Genomic DNA, 18,248 nt, shown 5'->3' on the forward strand with positions numbered 1-18,248 from the left:
TGTACCCGCGAGTGCTCACCCTCTGTGCGCCTTCCGCGCGCCCCGGAGCAGCTGTGTCGTACGGCACGGCGGTATCGTGGCGGCGTGTCCGAGAACCCCGCCGAGACCGCGCCGTCGACGTTGCGCGCCGCTGTGTGGTTGCTCTTCGCGGAAGCCGCCGGGATGGTCGCGCTGACCCTCTATCTGGGCTTCGAGTCAGCGACCGCCGATTCGGTCGACCTGACCTCGGCGCTGCTGCTGACGGTCTTCGCGGCGCTGGGCGCCGTGGCGCTGTTCTTCATCGGTCGGTTGCTGACCGCGGGGCGGGCCGGTGCGCGCGCCCCCGCGATCGTCCTGCAACTCATGCTCTGCGCGGTCGGCTACTACATGATCCAGGGCGGGCTGGCCTGGCTGGGCGTCCTGTTGATCGCGCTCGGCCTGCTGATCTGCGGCCTGCTGGTCGCACCGGCCAGCAACAAGGCGCTCGGCGTCGGCTGACGTTCTCAGGCCGTGTGATCCAGCACGATCTTGCCGAAGATGCCGCCCTCACGCAGGTGCGCGAACGCCCGCTCCACCTCGGAGAAGCCGATCACCTGGTCGACGATCGGCCGGACGGCCTTGTCGGCGCAGAACGCGAGCAGCGCGGCGAGCTCGCCCGGGCTCCCCATCGAGGAGCCGAGGATCTCGAGCTGCATGGCGTACACCCGGCGCAGGTCGATTTTCGGTAGGTAGCCGGACGTCGCGCCGGACACTACGATCCGCCCGCCCGGAGCGGTCGCCTTCATCGAGTGCTCGAACGTCGCCTCGCCGACCGTCTCGATCACCACGCCGACCCGCTCGGGCAGCCGCGCACCCGGCTCCAGCGCGGTCGCCCCGATGCCGGTGATCCGCTCACGCTTCTTGGCGTCGCGGCTGGTGACGTAGACCCGCTTGTCCATCGCCACCGCGATCAGCGCGGCCGCGGTCGCGACCCCACCGCCGGCGCCCTGGATCAGCACGGCGTCGGTCTCTTCGACGCGGCCCTTGGTGGTCAACATCCGGTAGGCGGTCAGCCACGCCGTCGGCAGGCAGGCCACGTCTTCCCAGGAAAGATCGGCGGGCTTAGGGACAAGATTCTCCACGGGTACGGACACCCGCTCGGCCAGCGTCCCCGGAAAGTGCTCGGAAAGCAGCGAGTAGCCCCGCGGGTCGCTCGGCGTGGTGATCACCGGGTAGACGACGACCTCCTCGCCGCCCGGGGCGATGCCGGCCGCGTCGCAGCCCAGGATCATCGGTAGCTGCTGCTCGCGCAGGCCGACCCCGCGCAGCGACCAGAGGTCGTGGTGGTTGAGCGAACTGGTGCGCACCTCGACGGTGGCCCAGCCGTCGCGCGGCTCGGGCTCGGGCAGGTCACCGACGGCGAGCGCGGACAGTGGGTTGGCGTCATCGAACCGGGTGGCGAAGGCAGCGCGCATGGTTGGAATCTAATCGCTCGGGGTGTCGGTCGTGCGGGTCGGCGGTTGACCTGGCACCGCGAGCCTGGCAGCGATGCGAAGCGAGCGGTGCCCGGCGGGAGCGACGGTCGCGCCCCCGACGGGCCCGGGAACAGCTCTTTAGATCCGTGCCACGCCGTCGCGGCGGGCGGCCTCGGCCACCGCGGCCGCCACCGCGGGTGCCACGCGCGGGTCGAGTGGCGACGGGACGAACGCGTCGGGGTGCAGGTTGTCGGCCACCACCCCGGCGATGGCGTCGGCGGCCGCCACCTTCATGCCCTCGGTGATGCGGGTCGCGCGGGCGTCGAGGGCGCCGCGGAACACGCCCGGGAACGCGAGCACGTTGTTGATCTGGTTGGGGAAGTCGCTGCGGCCGGTGGCGACCAGCGCCGCGTGCCGGGACGCGATGTCGGGGTGGACCTCGGGGGTCGGGTTGGCCAGCGCGAAGACGATCGCGCCCGGGGCCATCGTGGCCACCGCCGACTCGGGGATCTCGCCGCCGGAGACGCCGATCAGCACGTCGGCGCCCGCCAGCGCCTCGGCGATGCCACCGGCCCGGCGGTGCGGGTTGGTCATCGCGGCCATCTCGGCCTTCGCGACCGCCGCGGGCGCGGCCAGGTCGGGCCGGTCGGAGTGCAGGATGCCGCGCGAGTCGACGACCAGCACCTCGGCGGGATTGACGCCGCCCGCGACCAGCATCTTCGTCACCGCGATGCCCGCCGCGCCGGCGCCGCTGACCACCACGCGCAGGTCGGTGAGCTTGCGTTCGAGCAGGGTCGCGGCGTTGCGCAGCGCGGCGAGCACGACGATCGCGGTGCCGTGCTGGTCGTCGTGGAAGACCGGGATCGGCAGCGCCTCGTCGAGCCGGCGTTCGATCTCGAAGCAGCGCGGCGCGCTGATGTCTTCGAGGTTGATGCCGCCGAACGACGGTGCGAGTGCGGTGACCGTCGCGATGATGCCGTCGATGTCTTGCGTGTCGAGGCAGATCGGCACCGCGTCGACGCCGCCGAACTGCTTGAACAGCACGGCTTTGCCCTCCATCACCGGCATCGCGGCGCGCGGGCCGATGTTGCCGAGACCGAGCACAGCGGAACCGTCGGTCACGACGGCGACCGTGTGCGCGACCCAGGTGTAGTCGTCGACCAGGGCGGGGTCGGCGGCGATCGCCTCACAAACCTGGGCGACGCCCGGCGTGTAGGCCAGCGAGAGGTCTTCGCGGCTGGTCAGCGGCACGGTCGAAGTGACCGCCATCTTGCCGCCGCGGTGCAGTTCGAAAACAGGATCCTCGGACGAGGGTGCCATTGTGGTACTCCAGTTCGCGTCGAAGAGTTGCAAACAGCCGGCAGAGAGGTGCCGGCTCGACGCGAGGTCAGCGGTGACCGGCGAAGCAAGCGGGGGTACCCGCTAGTTGTCGAGCATAATGCTTGACCGCGGCCGTCCGGGCCGCGGCCAGTAACGGAACACGACGCGACCGCTCACGTCGGCCACGCCGTAGGCCCGCGAGTCGTCGGTGACGAACTCGTTGTCGCCGCGTATCCACCAGCCGCCGTCCTGCGCGCGCACCGCGCGCTTGACCACCAGAAGGTCGGGGCGTGCGCGGAAAGTTGCGACGACGATGTCACCGGGCCGGATCGGCCGTCCGCCGCGGAGCACCAACAGCGCGTCGCCGTCACGCAAGGTAGGCACCATCGAGGGGCCGCGCACCAGAGCGGCGAAAAGTGACGCCACGAACGCACCTCCGCGACGTTTCGGTGCAGCGCCGGGGGTAATGTCCTCAGCGAGGATCATCGTATGTCTTCCCTTGGAGGAGTCCTGATGCGACTTCCTAGTTTCCTTGCGCCGCGCACCGTCGTCAGCGCTCACTGCGACCTGCCTTGCGGCGTTTACGACCCGGCGCAAGCCAGGATCGAAGCCGAGTCGATCAAGGCGATCATGGAGAAGTACCAGGCCAACCAGGACCCGGTCTACCGCACCCGCGCCTTGATCATCAAGGAGCAGCGTTCGGAGCTGGTCAAGCACCACCTGTGGGTGCTCTGGACCGACTACTTCAAGCCGCCGCACTTCGAGAAATACCCCAACCTGCACGCGCTCTTCAACGAGACCACCAAGCTGGCCGGCGGCGCCGGCTCCAAGGAGTCCGTTGACCCCGCCGACGGCGACAAGCTGCTGGCGAAGATCGACGAGATCGCGAAGATCTTCTGGGAGACCAAGAAGGCCTGATCGAGACCCTTCGACGCATGAGCCGGCCGGCACCCCGCATGGGGTGCCGGCCGGCGCTGTAGAGTCCGCGATCGAGGGGATGGCAGCCGGTGAGTCAACTGACAACTTCGGGCGCGAACGTCGACGACGACGTCGTGCTCCTCACGGTGCCCGCTGACGGCGGCTACCTGGGCGTCCTGCGCACCGCGACGGCCACGCTCGCCGCCCGCCTCCAGTTCGCCCTCGACGAGATCGAAGATCTCCGCATCGCGGTCGACGAGGCCTGCGCGATGCTCCTGGTCGTGGCGACGCCCGAGGCCGAGCTCGAATGCCGATTCGCGGTGACCGACGACGCGCTGCTGGTCGAGGTGACCGTGCCCACCGTGCGCGGTGCACGCCTCCCGGCGGAGAGCTCCTTCGCGTGGAAGGTGCTGACGGCGCTGACCACCTTCGCCAACGCCGAGGTCGCCGACGGTCGCGCCACCATCCGACTGATCACCCGCCGGGTCGGACACTAGCCCGGACCTGGGCAAATCAATCTGGTTACGGGCTCCAGGATGCCCCAATCTCGGCTGACGAGAAACCGGACTTTTTGGAGAGTTCAAATCGGACAAATGCTGGTTATAAGCGAATTGAAATCTGCTTGATAAGGCCTAACAAAGAGGTTCTTAAGGATCACTAAAGACTAGATCCACAACGGATTTTTTGTCCGTCAGCGCTTTTCCGCACGGCCGGTAAAGTCGGCTCCGTTCCGCGGTGGCAACCCACGGAAAGTTCTCAAAGGAGTTTGATTCGATGTTCTCGGCAGCGCGCAAAGGCACCCGCCGGGCGCCGCGCACCACTGGCGGACGCTTCGGCTTCCGGCGGCCCGGGCGTGCCCTCGTGATGGTGCTGACCACGCTCGGCCTCGCAGCCGCCGGCGTCGGGGTCGCGGTCGCGTCCTCCGGCTCCGTCACGGTGACCAAAGCGGGGACCGTGATCGATGGGCAGACGATCAACGGATACCTCTACGTAAAGGCTGACAACGTCACCATCCGGAATACCACCATTCGCTACGGGGGCTATCACTCCCTGCGGATCTATGACGGTTTCTCCGGCACGCGCATTGAAGACACGAAGATCTTCTGTCAGGAAAGCAAGACCAACGGGATCGTCTTCGGCAACTACACCGCCGTGCGGGTTGAGCTGCAGGGATGCCGCAACGGCTTCATGTACTCCGACGCGCTGCCCGCGACGATCATCGATTCCACCTGGAACGGGCAGAAGATCAACGTCAACGCGGGTGAGGCCGTGCCGACCCCGCCGGCCAAGCCGACGCAGCCGACGCCGGCACCGAGCGCGACGCCCACCCCGACCGCGAGCCCGACCGCCAAGCCGCCGGCCCCGAAGCCGCCGACGAAGCCGGTCGAGCAGCCGCCGGCCGGCGGTGGCCAGGGGCCCGGCATCCCGAGTTCGTTCCCCGGCCCGTCCAACACCGGCGTGCCCGACGGCCTCGCGCTCAAGGCCTCCGGTGGGCTCACCCTCTCGAAGGCCGGCCAGGTGGTCAGCGGGCTCGACATCAAGGGCTGCGTGACCGTCACCGCCAAGAACGTGACGATCCGCAACTCGAAGATCACCTGCACGAGCAACTACTCGATCAAGGTGAGTGACGCCAACGCCAACCTGCTCGTCGAGAACGTGACGATGGACGGCGCGGGCAAGAACTCGGCGACGGTGTGCTGCGGCGGCTACACGCTCAAGAAGGTGGAGATCTTCAACACGATCGACGGGCCGCGGCTGGGCGACAACAGCCAGGTCATCGACTCGTGGATCCACCACCTGACCCGGGCCGACGGCTCGCACAACGACGCGATGCAGACCACGGCCGGCAAGAACATCGTGGTCCGGCACAACACCATCGAGGCCTATAACCCGAACACCAAGGATCCGTTCAACGCCTGCCTGATGATCGGGTCGACGACCGGTCCGAGCGTCACCAACCTGGTGTTCGAGCAGAACTTCTGCAACGGCGGCAACTACTCGATCGGCGTGCGAACCGACCTCACCGCGTCGGGCATCGTGATCCGCGACAACCTCTACGGGCACGACTTCCGCTACGGCGTGATCGCCCGCACCACCCAGTCCGGCATCTCCTACGAGGCCAGCACCAACCTGTTCGCGGACACCCGCAAACCGGTCAAGTAACTAGCGCGAGGCGGCGGCGGGATCCACTTCGGATCCCGCCGCTTTTCTCACAGCCGGTCGTCGAGCGTGGCGACATCGCCCTGCCCCGCGGCCTTGTCGATGCGCGGCTTGGCCGCCGAGTCGCCATACAGCGCGTAACGCAGGAACTCCGTGGTCGCGTCGGCCAGCACCTCGAACGACGCGCCACCGTCGCGCAGCAGCGTCTCGCCGTGGTCACCCTTCGGGAACGACAACATCGCCTTCGGCCACGGCACGGCGTCATAGGCGGCCTTACCCGACGCATACGAGATCGTCTCGTCCCGCTTCCCGTGCACGAACAGCATCGGGGCGGCGGCGCCGCGGAACCCGGTGCCCGCGCCGAGCGCATTCCCGGACAGCACGATCCCGGCATCCAGCCGCGGGTCCCGGGCCAGCGTGAACATCCCGACCGTGGTGATGCCGCCCGCGGAGTGCCCGGCGGCGGCGACCCGATCGATGGCGAGGCGCCCGAAGAACCGGTCACCACTTCGCTTGTCGAGGGCGAGGACCTTCCCGATGACGTACGAGGCGTCGGCCGGCTGATTGACCACGTCGAGCACGTCGTAGTCACGCACCCCGCCACTGGTGTGCGGGTAGGCCGGCGCCGCCACCACGAACCCGGCCGCCGTCCACCGCCGCAACAGCGGTGCGTAGTCGCTGGGCCGCCCACCGAGCCCATGGCTGAACAACACGAGCGGGAAGCGTCCGGTCCCCTCGGGGTAGTAGATGGTCGTGGCCAGCGCCCGCCCATCCCGCGAGAGGTCCAGCTCCCGCACGCCCACGTCGAACGACTTGGTGGGTGCCTTTCCCGTGAACGGCGTCGGCGACACCGCGGTTGGCGACGCTGCCGGAGTCCGGAATACCGGGGTGACCTGCCGCGCGTCAGCACCGCACCCGGCCAGCGCGGCCGCACCGACCAAGGCCGCCACGAGCCCGACCGCGACCCGTGGTGAGGTCGATCGGTGTGTGACGGGCCGGTCCTGGGCGCCGAAATGACCCGCATTGGCGACAGAGGGAGCCGGGTCGGTCGGGCCGCCGGTGCGCGAGGTCATTCGCCGACCCTAGCGTCGCTGGTCACGCCCGTTCTGTCGCATCAGCGTGCTCGCCCCGCGGGCGAAGCGCCCCGGGCGTGTCGTGGAGCCGGCGGGTAGGTCTGCGCGGGCGTACATAACAAAACGTGTGGCTACATGTTTTGTTATGTACGCCGCGACGAGGTGGTCGGCTCCCGGCGCGACCCGAAGAGAACCAGCCCTTCAGCCGCACAGGGGTTCGTCGGGGCCGAAGGTGATGCGGAGGGGCCCCGGAGCGCAGCGGGCGTGTTTGTCGCCGTCGAGGCGCCAGCGGAGGAAGTCGGTCGTCGAGGTCATCACCTCGTTGAAGCCGGGGCGGCCCGGGCTCAGGTAGGAACCGTGGTTGAGGCCCGGCAAGGTCAGGAAGCCCTTGTCCCACGGGACGCGGGCGAACACGGCGCGGCCGGTCGAGTAGGGGACCGTCGGGTCGGCGTCGCCGTGGATGAAGAGCATCGCCGCCGGTGGGCCGCCGAACTCGAAGCGTGGGCGGGCGCCGGCGATGACGATCGCGCCCTTCAGCCGGGCGGAGTGGCCCTGCTGGAACATCGCCGCCGCGGTGTAGGCGCCGCCCGAGTGGCCGGCCGCCACCACGTCGCGGGTGTCCAGGTGGCCGGCGAACAGGTCGTCGGGTGCGGCGTCGAGCTTGCTGACGGCGAGCACGACCGCCCAGGCGTCGGCGGGCTGGTTGACCAGGTCGTCGCGGGTGTAGGCCGGGGCGTTCTTCTTCGTGTGCGGGAACGCGGGGGCCATCACCACGAAGCCGGCCGCGGCCCAGCGGGTGGTCATCTGCACGTGGTCTTCCGGGCGGCTCTGCAGGCCGTGGCTGAAGATGACCAGCGGGAAGCGGCCGGCGGCCACGGCCGCGTCGCGAGTCACCGTGCCGGTGCCGGGGCGACCGGCTGACAGGGACGCCGGGTACCAGATGGTGGTGGGCAGCGGGCGGTCTGGGCCGCGGGCCAGGGCCAACGTGCGGACGCCGACCGGGTAGGCGCCGGCGGCACTGAAAACGGTGTCGCCGGGTGCCGCCGCCGCCGGGACAAAAGCGGATATGGCGAACAGCAACAGCAAGGCGACTAATGCGAGTACGGACCGCCTTCCCCCCATGACCACACGGTAAGTGCTGGGAACCGGACAGACGTCAGCCTTTTCGGTGTTTGGGGTGGTCGATGCGGTTCGCTAAGGTCGTTCGCATGTCTGACGACTACCGGGACCCGAGCGGCAACACGGAGGCTTTCCGCGCCTTCGTGCGCAGCGACGAGGCGCCTGCCCCCACCGCACCACCCGCCCCCGCGGCCAACCGCACGCCCCTGCTGATCGGTGGCGCGGTTATCGCCGTCGTCGTGATCGTCGTCCTGGTGTTCGCACTGACCCGCTAGGCCGCCCCGCCGGCCACCACCCCGAGCGTCTGGCTGGCGATCTCCCACTCCTCATCGGTGGGCACGACACACACCGCTACCGGCGCGTCCGGTGGCGAGATGACGCGCGCCCCGCGTTCGGGCGTGTCATTGCGCGCCGGGTCAACGGCGATACCCAGACGATCAAGACCGGCTAACGCCGCCGCTCGTACGGCCGGTGCGTTCTCTCCCACGCCCGCGGTGAACGTGATCGCGTCGAGGCGGCCGAGTTCGGCGTAGTAGGCGCCCACATAGGAGCGGATCCGCCGGCAGTAGACGTCGAACGCGAGTGCGGCGGCCCGGTCGCCGGCTGCGCGCCGGGTCAGCAGGGTGCGCATGTCGTTGACGCCGGCCAGGCCGACCAGGCCACTGCGGCGGTTGAGCAGGTTGTCGATCTCCGCGAACGGCATGCCGGCGACCCGGTGCAGGTGGAAGATGATCGCCGGGTCCAGGTCGCCGCTGCGGGTGCCCATGACCAGGCCCTCCAGCGGGGACAGGCCCATCGAGGTGGCGATGCTGCGGCCGCCCTCGACGGCGCAGGCGCTGGCGCCGTTGCCGAGGTGCAGCGTGATCGTGTTGACCTCGTCGAGCGGCCGGCCGAGCAGCGCGGCGGTGCGCCGCGAGACGATCGCGTGCGACGTGCCGTGGAAGCCGTAGCGGTGGATCCCATAGCGCTCGGCCGTTTCCGCGTCGATCGCATAGGTGCTGGCGGCGGGGGAGAGCGTGCGGTGGAAGGCGGTGTCGAAGACCGCGACCTGCGGGATGCCGGGCAGCAGCGCCCGGGCGACCTCGATGCCCGCGAGGTTGGCCGGGTTGTGCAGCGGCGCCAGCGGCACGAGGTCGGAGATCGCCGCGACCACGGCGTCGTCGACCAGCGCCGGGGTGCTGAACATCAGTCCACCGTGGACGACCCGGTGGCCGACGGCGGTCAGCCCGTCGAGCGGGAGGTCGGACATCGCGGCGGCCAGCGCCTCGGCGTGGTCATGTGGTGCGCCGGGCACCCGTTCGCCGATCTGCTCGACGGTCCCGGTCGCGACGACCAGCGGCTCCCCGGTCGCGGGCACGTCGAACAGGCGGTATTTGAGCGACGAGGAGCCGCAGTTGAGGACCAGCACCCGGCTCATCGGGCGGCCGCCTGGATGGCCGTGATCGCCACCGTGTTGACGATGTCCTTCACCGTGGCGCCGCGGGACAGGTCGTTGACCGGGCGGCGCAGGCCCTGCATCACCGGGCCGACGGCGACCGCGCCGGCCGAGCGTTGCACCGCCTTGTAGGTGTTGTTGCCGGTGTTGAGGTCCGGGAAGATGAAGACCGTCGCGTGGCCGGCCACCTCGCTGCCGGGCATCTTGGCCGCCGCCACCTCGGCGTCGATCGCGGCGTCATATTGGATCGGGCCCTCCACCGGCAGGTCCGGCCGGCGTTCGCGGACCAGCGCGGTCGCCGCCGCCACCTTGTCGACGTCGGCGCCGGAGCCCGACGTGCCGGTCGAGTAGGACAGCATCGCGACCCTCGGCTCGATCCCGAACGCGGCGGCGGTGTCGGCGCTCGACAGCGCGATGTCGGCCAGTTGCGCGGCGTCGGGGTCGGGGTTGACGGCGCAGTCGCCGTAGACCAGCACCCGGTCGGCGAGCAGCATGAAGAACACGCTCGACGCGACCGACACCCCCGGCACGGTCTTGATCACCTCGAACGCCGGGCGGATCGTCGCGGCCGTGGTGTGTGTCGAGCCGGAGACCATGCCGTCGGCCTGGCCGGCCAGCACCATCAGGGTGCCGAAATAGTTGGGGTCGGCCACCACGTCGTGGGCCAGGTCAAGGGTGACGCCCTTGTGCGACCGCAGCTTGGCGTAGGTGGCCGCGAACTCGTCGCGCCACGGGCTGGTCGCCGGGTCGACCACGTCGGCGCCGGAGATGTCGACGCCGATCTCGCGGGTTCGGCGGGCGATCTCGTCTTTGCCGCCGAGCAGGGTCAGGTCGGCGACGCCGCGGCGCAGCAGGATCTCGGCCGCCCGCAGGATCCGTTCCTCGGTGCCTTCGGGCAACACGAGCCGGCATGACCGGAAGGCGTCGGGACGCGCCAGCGTGCCGGCGGCTGAGGACCTTAGTGGGCGTCGCGCCGAGCGGGCGCGGTCGATCAGGTCGTATTCGAACATCAGCGGGGTGACCCGCGACGAGCGTGCCACCTGGAGGCGGTCGGCGAGCGCCGCGGTGTCCACGTTCGACTCGAAGGCGCCGAGCGCGGCCTCCACCTTGCGCGGGCTGCTGGCGCTCGGCCGGCCCTCGATGCGGGACGCCGCCGCGACCGTGTGGTAGCTGTCGGATCCGACCGAGAGCACCGCGAGCCCGGTGTCGAGGCGGTCGATCAGCCGCATCACCCGCTCGTCGGGCTGCTCGCCCAGGGTCAACATCACCCCGGCCACCGCGACCATCCCGCTCGCGTGCGCGCTGGACGCGGCGAGCAGCAGGTCGGCCCGGTCGCCCGGGGTGATCACCAGGCAGCCGTCGGTCAGGTGGTCGAGGAAGGCCGGCACGTGCGCACCACCGACCACATAGTCGAGCACGTCTCGGTCGAGCGCGCGGGCGTCGCCGGCCAGCACCGTGGCGCCCAGGGCGGTGGCCACCTCGCCCACCGTTGGTGCGGAGACGGTGGCCACCTCGGGGATCACGTAGGCCGGAACGGGTAGGGCCGGCGGCACGACACCGGCCGGGGCCCGGTTGGCGATCACCGCCAGCACGGTGGCGCCGAGGTCGGTCAGGCTGTGGTAGGCCGTGCTCATCGCCGACGCCGGGTCGTCGGTCTGCCCGTCGACCACGGCGACTGCCACGCTGCCCAGCTCGGTCGCCAGCCGGGCGTTGAAGCCGAGCTGGCGGGGGTCGTCGCTGTCTTCCAGGTCGCTGCCGATCACCACCATCGCCGGCACCTGGTCCTCGACGGCCCGATAGCGCTCGACGATCCGGGAGATCAGCTCCTCGCGGTTGCCGGCCGCCACCAGCGCGGCCGCCTCGGCGTAGGTCATACCGTGCAGGTCAGCGGCCGGCAGCGAGATCGCGTAGCGCTCCCGCAACAGGTCGAGGATCGGGTCGTGCCCGGGTCTGGTGACCAATGGCCGGAACGCGCCGATCCGACCGACCTGTCGGGAAAGGAGCTCGGCCAGACCGAGTGCCACCGTCGACTTGCCGCCACCTTCGCCGAAACCGGCGATATAGACACTGCGCCCCACCAACCCAACCTACCGAGGTGGGCCTGTGGGGCGCAGTGATCGGCGCGTCAGTCTTCGTCGTCGTCGAGGCGGGCCAGGAAGGTGGCGAAGCGCTCCATCGGCGTCTCGAACTCCGGGTTGTCGTCGACGAAGTCGCGGAGCCGGTCGGCGACCCACTCCAGCGACACCGTCTCGGCACCTCGGCGCTCGGTCAGCTCCTCGATGCCCCGGTCGGTGAAGTACACGTTCCTACCCCTCAGCGGGCCGAGGCAGTGCGGCCTCGATCAGCGCGCTCTGCTCGGCGTCGTGCAGCCGGGTCGAGCCCACCGACGGCGCCGCGGCCGCCGGGCGGGAGATCCGCCGCAGCCGCACGCCCTCGAGGTGCTCGAGCAGGTTGAGCGCGACGAACGACCAGGCACCCTGGTTGGCCGGCTCTTCCTGCACCCAGGCGAAGTCGACCGCGTTGGGGAACTGCGCCAGCGCCGCCTTTACCTCGTCGACGGGGAGCGGGTAGAGCTGCTCCATGCGTACGAGTGCGGTGTCGGTGATCTTGCGCTCGGCGCGGGCCTGCACCAGGTCGTAGTAGAGCTTGCCGGAGCAGAGCAGCACCCGCCGCACACCGGCCGGGTCGAGCCCGCTGGTGTCGGGGATGACCGGCTGGAAGCTGCCGGTGGCGAAGTCTTCCACCGACGAGACGACCAGCTTGTGCCGCAGCAGCGACTTGGGCGTGAAGACCACCAGCGGCTTGCGCTTCGACGACAGGGCCTGCCGGCGCAGCAGGTGGAAGTAGTTGGCCGGGGTGGTCGGGATGGCCACCCGCATGTTGTCTTCGGCGCACATCTGGAGCCAGCGCTCGGGCCGGCCGGAGGTGTGGTCGGGACCCTGGCCCTCGTGGCCGTGCGGGAGCAGCAGCGTCAGCGCCGACTGCTGGCCCCACTTGACCTCGCCCGAAGTGATGAACTCGTCGATCACCGACTGGGCGCCGCTGGCGAAGTCGCCGAACTGGGCCTCCCACAACACCAGCGCCTCGGTGTTCTCCACCGAGTAGCCGTATTCGAAGCCCATCGCGGCGTATTCGGAGAGCAGCGAGTCGTGGATGAAGAACCGGGCGCGGTCCTTCGTGAGCGTCTGCAGCGGCAGGAAGTCTTTGCCGGTGTCGGCGTCGACGACCGAGGCGTGCCGCTGCACGAACGTGCCGCGGCGCGAGTCCTGGCCGGCCAGCCGGACGGTGAGCCCGTCGGCCAGCAGCGTGCCGAACGCGATGATCTCGCCGAAGCCCCAGTCGATGTTGCCCTCGACAGACATCTTGTGGCGCCGGTCGAGCAACTGCTGGAGCCGCTTGTGCGGGGTGAAGCCCTCCGGCAGGTTGACGTGTGCCTCGCCGACCGCGCGGACCGCCTCGATCGGAACGGCCGTCTCGACCGCCGGCTCCGGCTCGGGCTGACGGCTGCGCACCGGCCGGGTGCCGCTGGCCGCCGCGTCGCGGGTCGCCTTGAACACCTGCTCGAGCTGGGCCTGGTAGTCACGGAGCAGCTCTTCGGCGTCGTCGACGGTGATGTCGCCGCGGCCGATCAGCTCCTCGGTGTAGAGCTTCCGGACCGAACGCTTCTGGTCGATGATCGCGTACATCAGCGGGTTGGTCATCGAAGGGTCGTCGCCCTCGTTGTGACCGCGGCGCCGGTAGCAGACCAGGTCGATCACCACGTCTTTGTTGAACGCCTGGCGGTATTCGAACGCCAGCCGCGCGACCCGGACGACGGCTTCGGGGTCGTCGCCGTTGACGTGGAAGATCGGCGCCTGGATCATCCGGGCGACGTCGGTCGAGTAGAGCGACGAGCGCGAGTATTCCGGCGCGGTGGTGAAGCCGACCTGGTTGTTGACCACCACGTGCACGGTGCCGCCGGTGCGGTAGCCGCGCAGCTGCGAGAGGTTGAGCGTCTCCGCGACCACGCCCTGGCCCGCGAAGGCCGCGTCGCCGTGGATGGCCAGCGGCAGGACGGTGTAGCCCTCCAGCTTGAGGTCGATGCGGTCCTGCTTGGCCCGGACGATGCCTTCCATCACCGGGTCGACGGCTTCGAGGTGCGACGGGTTGGCGGTCACCGAGACGCTGATCGCGTGCTCACCGTCGGGCGTCGTGAACTTGCCGTTCTGGCCCAGGTGGTATTTCACGTCGCCGGAGCCGTGCGCCGACTTCGGGTCGATGTGCCCCTCGAACTCGGAGAAGATCTTCTCGTAGGGCTTGCCGACGATGTTGGCGAGCACGTTGAGCCGGCCGCGGTGGGCCATCCCGATCACGACCTCGTCGAGGTCGCCCTCGGCGGCGGTCTGGAGCACCTCGTCGAGCAGCGGGATCAGCGACTCTCCACCTTCGAGCGAGAAGCGCTTCTGGCCTACGTATTTCGTCTGCAGGAAGGTTTCGAACGCCTCGGCCGCGTTGAGCCGGTTGAGGATGTGCTTCTGCTCCTCCGGCGTCGGCTTCTCGTATTTGCGCTCTATCCGGTCCTGGATCCAGCGCCGCTCTTCCGGGTCCTGGATGTGCATGTATTCGATGCCGACCCGGCGGCAGTAGCTGTCGCGCAGCACGCCGAGGATGTCGCGCAGCTTGAGCGTCTGCTTGCCCGCGAAACCGCCGACCGGGAAGCTGCGGTCGAGGTCCCACAGGGTCAGATCGTGCTGGAGCACGTCGAGGTCGGGGTGCCTGCGCATCTTGAACTCGAGCGGGTCGGTGTCGGCCATCAGGTGACCGCGCACCCGGTAGGCGTGGATCAGCTCGATCACCCGCGCGGTCTTGTCGATCGCGCCCTCGGAGCTGACCGCGACGTCGCGCATCCAGCGGACCGGCTCGTAGGGGATCCGCAGCGAGGTGAAGATCTGGTCGTAGAAGCCGCGCTCGCCGAGCACCAGCTCGTGGATCGCCTTGAGGAACTCGCCGGACTGCGCGCCCTGGATGATCCGGTGGTCGTAGGTGCTGGTCAGCGTGATGATCTTGCTGACGGCGAGGTCGGCCAGCCGCTCTTCGGACATGCCGGCGTAGGGGGCCGGGTATTCCATCGCGCCGACGCCGATGATCGTGCCCTGGCCGACCATCAGCCGGGGCTGCGAGTGCACGGTGCCGATGCCGCCCGGGTTGGTCAGCGAGATCGTCGTGCCGGCGTAGTCGTCCATGGTCAGCTCGTTGCGCCGGGCCCGCCGGACGATGTCCTCATAGGCCTGCCAGAACTGCCGGAAGTCCATCGCCTCGGCGCCCTTGATCGACGGCACGACCAGAGTGCGGGTGCCGTCGGGACGCTTGAGGTCGATCGCGATGCCCAGGTTGATGTGGTTGGGCTGCACGACCGCGGGCTTGCCGCCGACCTCGGTGAACGAGTTGTTCATCTCCGGGATCTCGCGCAGCGCGCGGACCATCGCCCAGCCGATCAGGTGGGTGAAGCTGACCTTGCCACCCCGGCCGCGGGCCAGGTGGTTGTTGATCACGATGCGGTTGTCGACCAGGAGCTTCGCGGGCACGGCCCGGACGCTGGTCGCGGTCGGGACCGCGAGAGAGGCGTCCATGTTCTGGACGATGCGCGCGGCGACGCCACGCAAGGGGGTGGTCTCGGCAGCCTTATCGGCCGCGGGCGCCGCGGCCTTGCTGGCGGGAGGAGAGGTCTTGGCGGGGGCGGGGGTCGTGGCGGGTCGCGGCTGCGCCGGGGCCTTGACGGCCTTCGCGGGGGTTTCCACCTTGCCGTCACTCTTCGCAGTTGCCGGGGTTACCTTCGCGGCGGGCTTCGCATCGGCCGCACGGGGCTCGGGGGACGTGGCCGCACCGGGGGCGTCGGTGCCGGCGCGGGCGGCCGTCTGCTTCGCGGTCTTGGCGGTGGCCTGAGTGGGCGAGGAGCCGTCACCGTCTGGGCGATAGTCGGCGAAAAAGTCGTGCCACGCCGGGTCTACGCTCTTCGGATCCGCGAGATAGCGCTGATACATCTCGTCGACGATCCACTCGTTGGGGCCGAAACCCGCCAGTGGGTTATCGGATGTCTGCTGGCTCGACACGGCCGGTAATCGCCTCTTCCGCGCGCTGTGTGTATGTGTGAGAAGTCGGGTCCAAGGCTACGCCGCGCGACATGGACGGCCGTCGCCGACGTCCGTCCGTGTCACGTCTCACAGGTTAAAACGCGGGAAGATGTTAGGAGATGTCGCGCGTGCGTGTGATGAGGGTTCCGACAGTGCCGGTGACCACGGCCCAGGCGACCAGGATCACGCCGCCGACCCAGTAGGCCGGCTGGTCGGGAAGGTCACGCCCAGCGACCATCAACCCGGAAGCGATCGACGGCAGTGCGTATTGCACGTTGTTGATCCACGGCTGGTCGAGCGACTGGGAGAGCAGCGTGAACAGGAAGCCGACGATCGCGGTGCCGAGCACATAGGCCAGCACGGCCGTCACGGTCGCCGCGATCTGGCTGCGCATCAGCACGCCGATGCCCACGCCGAAGATGCCCCAGAGCAGGTAGGCCAGGCCGTTGAGCAGGATGGCCCGCTGCACCGACGAGTCGCCGAAGTGGGTCGGCAGGTTTTCGCTCTGGAAGAAGATCATCGTGGCCGGGATGTTGAGCGCGGTCGTGATCAGCCAGAACAGCACGCCGATGATCGAGGCGACGCCCAGCTTGGCGCTGATCACCGAGGTGCGGTGCGGCGTCGCGAGGAACGTTGCTGTCGCGGTCTGGTGATGGAACTCGTTGGTCACCATCAGGATGCCGAGCAGCACCACGAACAGCAGGCCGCAGAACTGGCCCGAGGTGTAGAGGTTGGCCGCCTGGTAGACCTGGTCGCTCACGGCGGCGAGGTTGGCCGCGTCTTCCGGCGAGACGTCGGTCGGCGGCGCCTGGGTCAGCGTGAAGTGGGCGAACAGCGCGTTGAGCGCGAACGTCGCGGCCCAGGTCACGATCGCGCCCAGGGCGAAGAGCCACCAGGTGTTGGTGGTCAGCAGCTTGCGGAACTCGGCCTTGACCAGCCTCATCGGATGCCCGCCTTTCCGGCCGTGAGCTCCAGGAACACGCCTTCGAGGTCGGGGCGCTCGGGGGTCAGCTCGTGCAACTCGACACTTGCGGCCAGGGCCGCCTTGCCGACCGCGGGCGCCTCGACGCCGGTGACCAGCAGCGTGCCGTCGGCACGCGGGGTGACGACGGCGCCCGGGATGCCGGCCAGCGCCGCGGCCAGCGCGTCGGCCTGTGGGGTGCGGACCCGGACGTGGGCCGAGGTCGACATCGAGGCGAGCACCTCGGCGACCGGGCCCTGCCGGACCAGCTTGCCGGCCGCGATGATGACGACGTCGTCGGCCAGCAGCTCCATCTCGGAGAGCAGGTGGCTGGAGACGAGCACGGTGCGGCCCTGCTTGGCCAGGCTCTGTAGGAAGCCGCGCATCCACCGGATGCCCTCGGGGTCGAGGCCGTTGGCCGGCTCGTCGAGGATCAGCACCTTCGGGTCGCCGAGCATCGCGGCCGCGATGCCCAGCCGCTGGCGCATGCCGAGCGAGTAGCCCTTGAACTTGCGCTTGGCGGCCGGCGTCAGGCCGACCAGCTCGAGCACGTCGTCGGCCCGGTGGTCGGGCAGTCCGGCGGCGGCGCACAGCACCCGCAGATGGTTGCGGCCGGTGCGGCCCCGGTGGGCGGCCGACGCCTCCAGCACCGCGCCGACGGTGCGCACCGGGTCGGTCAGGTCCGCGTAGCGGGCACCGCCGATGGTCGCCGTGCCGGCCGTCGGTGTGACCAGGTTGAGCAGCATGCGCAGGGTGGTCGTCTTGCCGGCGCCGTTGGGGCCGAGGAAGCCGGTGACCCGGCCCGACTGCACGGTGAACGAGAGACCGTCGACGGCCAGCAGGTTCTTATAGCGTTTGGTGAGACCGGAGACCGTTATCTGGCCGTCGGACATCTCACTCCCTTTCCCCCCGGGGTGGCATGGCCGCCACACCATACCGGTGCCCTCCGCCGAGATGCTGCCCTTAAATGGCGATCCAGGTGGCCCGGGCGTGTGCCAACAGGTCGCCGCCGGCCGAATAGAGGGCGGTGTGCACCGCGGCCTTGCGCCCTTCGGTCCCGGCCAGCGCACCGACCAGCACGTTCTCGCTGCCAGGGGCCGGTAGCGCGGTGACCACGGCGGCCATCCGGCCCAGCACGTAGGCCCGGCCGGGGGACAGGACCGACCAGCCGCCGGGGCAGTCGAGCGCCGCCCACACGGTCTCCGGCCCGACCTGCGCCGGCGCGGTGAACGGGGCGGCGACCACGCCGTCGACCGGCCCGGGAAACACCCGCAGCCCGTCGGCCCGCTCGGGGCCGCAGACGTAGCAGGTCGGGAACGGATGGTCGGCGAAGCCGGCGTAGCTCCGGGCGGCGTCGGTGGCGGCCGCGAGCGTGACCGGCGGCGCGCCGACCCCGAACGGCGGGACCGAGCGGACCGTCGCGACGACCGCGCCGGTCGGGTCGAGCACCCGGTCTTCGTCTGCGGCGAACGGCACGTCGAGCGGTGGCGGCTTGACCAACGTGACCTCGGGGATGCCGGTGCCGACCAGTGCCGCGAAGGTGCCGGCCGAGTAGCCGCCGTTGCCCGTGCCCGGCGGTCCGTTGAACCGGGCCGCGATGACCATCTCCACGTGCACACACTCCCACACCAGCGCGGCGCGTCCGGCGTTCACGCAATCGACATCCCTGGACAGGTTCTCCGACACGCATGTGGTAGCCAGCACACTTACACAGAACGC

General features: G+C 69.8%; 17 protein-coding genes. 5 read left to right on the forward strand and 12 right to left on the reverse strand.

Annotation, left to right across the window (positions count from 1 at the left end):
* Positions 1 to 84 precede the first annotated feature (84 nt).
* Positions 85 to 477 (forward strand): hypothetical protein, encoded by a 393-nt coding sequence (locus tag DFJ67_RS16080; protein ID WP_239097238.1) that lies wholly within the window; start codon positions 85 to 87, stop codon positions 475 to 477.
* Positions 478 to 482: 5 nt separating this feature from the next.
* Here DFJ67_RS16080 and DFJ67_RS16085 read toward each other — a convergent pair whose 3' ends face one another.
* The 3 genes from DFJ67_RS16085 to DFJ67_RS16095 all read right to left on the reverse strand — a co-directional run bounded on the left by DFJ67_RS16085 (position 483) and on the right by DFJ67_RS16095 (position 3,239).
* Complete coding sequence (locus DFJ67_RS16085) at positions 483 to 1,442, reverse strand: zinc-binding dehydrogenase (protein WP_203783654.1); 960 nt, start codon at positions 1,440 to 1,442, stop codon at positions 483 to 485.
* A 129-nt stretch (positions 1,443 to 1,571) separates the two neighbouring features.
* Positions 1,572 to 2,753 (reverse strand): NAD(P)-dependent malic enzyme, encoded by a 1,182-nt coding sequence (locus DFJ67_RS16090; RefSeq protein ID WP_116068638.1) that lies wholly within the window; start codon positions 2,751 to 2,753, stop codon positions 1,572 to 1,574.
* 102 nt (positions 2,754 to 2,855) lie between these two features.
* On the reverse strand, positions 2,856 to 3,239 hold the full coding sequence (locus tag DFJ67_RS16095; protein WP_116068639.1) for a S26 family signal peptidase: 384 nt from the start codon (positions 3,237 to 3,239) through the stop codon (positions 2,856 to 2,858).
* A gap of 27 nt (positions 3,240 to 3,266) precedes the next feature.
* Here DFJ67_RS16095 and sodN point away from each other — a divergent pair, with 27 nt between their 5' ends.
* From sodN to DFJ67_RS16110, 3 genes are all read left to right on the forward strand, one after another.
* Positions 3,267 to 3,671, forward strand: coding sequence for a superoxide dismutase, Ni (gene sodN / locus DFJ67_RS16100; RefSeq protein ID WP_116068640.1), 405 nt, complete (start codon positions 3,267 to 3,269; stop codon positions 3,669 to 3,671).
* 89 nt (positions 3,672 to 3,760) lie between these two features.
* Positions 3,761 to 4,168 (forward strand): ATP-binding protein, encoded by a 408-nt coding sequence (locus DFJ67_RS16105; protein WP_203783645.1) that lies wholly within the window; start codon positions 3,761 to 3,763, stop codon positions 4,166 to 4,168.
* Positions 4,169 to 4,445: 277 nt separating this feature from the next.
* The gene (locus DFJ67_RS16110) at positions 4,446 to 5,834 is read left to right on the forward strand and encodes a hypothetical protein (RefSeq protein ID WP_116068641.1); all 1,389 of its coding nucleotides are present in this window, start codon (positions 4,446 to 4,448) and stop codon (positions 5,832 to 5,834) included.
* A gap of 47 nt (positions 5,835 to 5,881) precedes the next feature.
* Here the strand turns inward: DFJ67_RS16110 and DFJ67_RS16115 are convergent, their stop codons facing one another.
* Together DFJ67_RS16115 and DFJ67_RS16120 are read right to left on the reverse strand one after the other, a co-directional pair.
* The gene (locus DFJ67_RS16115; protein ID WP_116068642.1) at positions 5,882 to 6,904 is read right to left on the reverse strand and encodes an alpha/beta hydrolase family protein; all 1,023 of its coding nucleotides are present in this window, start codon (positions 6,902 to 6,904) and stop codon (positions 5,882 to 5,884) included.
* A 201-nt stretch (positions 6,905 to 7,105) separates the two neighbouring features.
* Positions 7,106 to 8,026 (reverse strand): alpha/beta hydrolase family protein, encoded by a 921-nt coding sequence (locus tag DFJ67_RS16120; RefSeq protein ID WP_116068643.1) that lies wholly within the window; start codon positions 8,024 to 8,026, stop codon positions 7,106 to 7,108.
* A gap of 86 nt (positions 8,027 to 8,112) precedes the next feature.
* Between DFJ67_RS16120 and DFJ67_RS16125 the strand changes: the two genes are divergently transcribed.
* Positions 8,113 to 8,298 carry a hypothetical protein gene (locus DFJ67_RS16125; protein ID WP_116068645.1) on the forward strand — a complete coding sequence of 62 codons (186 nt, stop codon included), beginning with the start codon at positions 8,113 to 8,115 and terminating at the stop codon, positions 8,296 to 8,298.
* Here DFJ67_RS16125 and DFJ67_RS16130 read toward each other — a convergent pair.
* The 7 genes from DFJ67_RS16130 to DFJ67_RS16155 all read right to left on the reverse strand — a co-directional run bounded on the left by DFJ67_RS16130 (position 8,295) and on the right by DFJ67_RS16155 (position 18,134).
* A complete protein-coding gene (locus tag DFJ67_RS16130; RefSeq protein WP_116068647.1) occupies positions 8,295 to 9,440 on the reverse strand; it encodes an acetate kinase in 1,146 nt (381 codons plus the stop codon). The two genes, DFJ67_RS16125 and DFJ67_RS16130, sit on opposite strands and share 4 nt — an antisense overlap.
* Entirely contained in the window at positions 9,437 to 11,536 is a 2,100-nt protein-coding gene (gene pta, locus DFJ67_RS16135) for a phosphate acetyltransferase (protein WP_116068648.1), read from the reverse strand. Before pta ends, DFJ67_RS16130 begins: the two co-directional genes overlap by 4 nt.
* 47 nt (positions 11,537 to 11,583) lie before the next feature.
* A complete protein-coding gene (locus DFJ67_RS42725; protein WP_170215872.1) occupies positions 11,584 to 11,760 on the reverse strand; it encodes a DUF6104 family protein in 177 nt (58 codons plus the stop codon).
* 4 nt (positions 11,761 to 11,764) lie between these two features.
* Positions 11,765 to 15,547 carry a multifunctional oxoglutarate decarboxylase/oxoglutarate dehydrogenase thiamine pyrophosphate-binding subunit/dihydrolipoyllysine-residue succinyltransferase subunit gene (locus DFJ67_RS16140; RefSeq protein WP_116068649.1) on the reverse strand — a complete coding sequence of 1,261 codons (3,783 nt, stop codon included), beginning with the start codon at positions 15,545 to 15,547 and terminating at the stop codon, positions 11,765 to 11,767.
* 133 nt (positions 15,548 to 15,680) lie between these two features.
* On the reverse strand, positions 15,681 to 16,511 hold the full coding sequence (locus tag DFJ67_RS16145; protein WP_116068651.1) for an ABC transporter permease subunit: 831 nt from the start codon (positions 16,509 to 16,511) through the stop codon (positions 15,681 to 15,683).
* Positions 16,508 to 17,422 (reverse strand): ABC transporter ATP-binding protein, encoded by a 915-nt coding sequence (locus DFJ67_RS16150; RefSeq protein WP_409362931.1) that lies wholly within the window; start codon positions 17,420 to 17,422, stop codon positions 16,508 to 16,510. Before DFJ67_RS16150 ends, DFJ67_RS16145 begins: the two co-directional genes overlap by 4 nt.
* Before the next feature lie 70 nt (positions 17,423 to 17,492).
* Positions 17,493 to 18,134: a hypothetical protein gene (locus tag DFJ67_RS16155; RefSeq protein ID WP_116076269.1), complete on the reverse strand. Its 642-nt coding sequence runs from the start codon at positions 18,132 to 18,134 to the stop codon at positions 17,493 to 17,495.
* Between the last annotated feature and the right edge of the window lie 114 nt (positions 18,135 to 18,248).

This window comes from Asanoa ferruginea, from assembly GCF_003387075.1.
In the GTDB taxonomy this organism is placed as follows: domain Bacteria; phylum Actinomycetota; class Actinomycetes; order Mycobacteriales; family Micromonosporaceae; genus Asanoa; species Asanoa ferruginea.

What these genes read in the sequence shown, in the direction of transcription:
- DFJ67_RS16090 (WP_116068638.1), bottom strand. Translation starts at nt 2,753, where the DNA reads ATGGCACCCTCGTCCGAGGATCCTGTTTTCGAACTGCACCGCGGCGGC.
- DFJ67_RS16095 (WP_116068639.1), bottom strand. Translation starts at nt 3,239, where the DNA reads ATGATCCTCGCTGAGGACATTACCCCCGGCGCTGCACCGAAACGTCGC.
- sodN (WP_116068640.1), top strand. Translation starts at nt 3,267, where the DNA reads ATGCGACTTCCTAGTTTCCTTGCGCCGCGCACCGTCGTCAGCGCTCAC.
- DFJ67_RS16110 (WP_116068641.1), top strand. Translation starts at nt 4,446, where the DNA reads ATGTTCTCGGCAGCGCGCAAAGGCACCCGCCGGGCGCCGCGCACCACT.
- DFJ67_RS16115 (WP_116068642.1), bottom strand. Translation starts at nt 6,904, where the DNA reads ATGACCTCGCGCACCGGCGGCCCGACCGACCCGGCTCCCTCTGTCGCC.
- DFJ67_RS16120 (WP_116068643.1), bottom strand. Translation starts at nt 8,026, where the DNA reads ATGGGGGGAAGGCGGTCCGTACTCGCATTAGTCGCCTTGCTGTTGCTG.
- DFJ67_RS16125 (WP_116068645.1), top strand. Translation starts at nt 8,113, where the DNA reads ATGTCTGACGACTACCGGGACCCGAGCGGCAACACGGAGGCTTTCCGC.
- DFJ67_RS16130 (WP_116068647.1), bottom strand. Translation starts at nt 9,440, where the DNA reads ATGAGCCGGGTGCTGGTCCTCAACTGCGGCTCCTCGTCGCTCAAATAC.
- DFJ67_RS16145 (WP_116068651.1), bottom strand. Translation starts at nt 16,511, where the DNA reads ATGAGGCTGGTCAAGGCCGAGTTCCGCAAGCTGCTGACCACCAACACC.
- DFJ67_RS16150 (WP_409362931.1), bottom strand. Translation starts at nt 17,422, where the DNA reads ATGTCCGACGGCCAGATAACGGTCTCCGGTCTCACCAAACGCTATAAG.
- DFJ67_RS16155 (WP_116076269.1), bottom strand. Translation starts at nt 18,134, where the DNA reads ATGGTCATCGCGGCCCGGTTCAACGGACCGCCGGGCACGGGCAACGGC.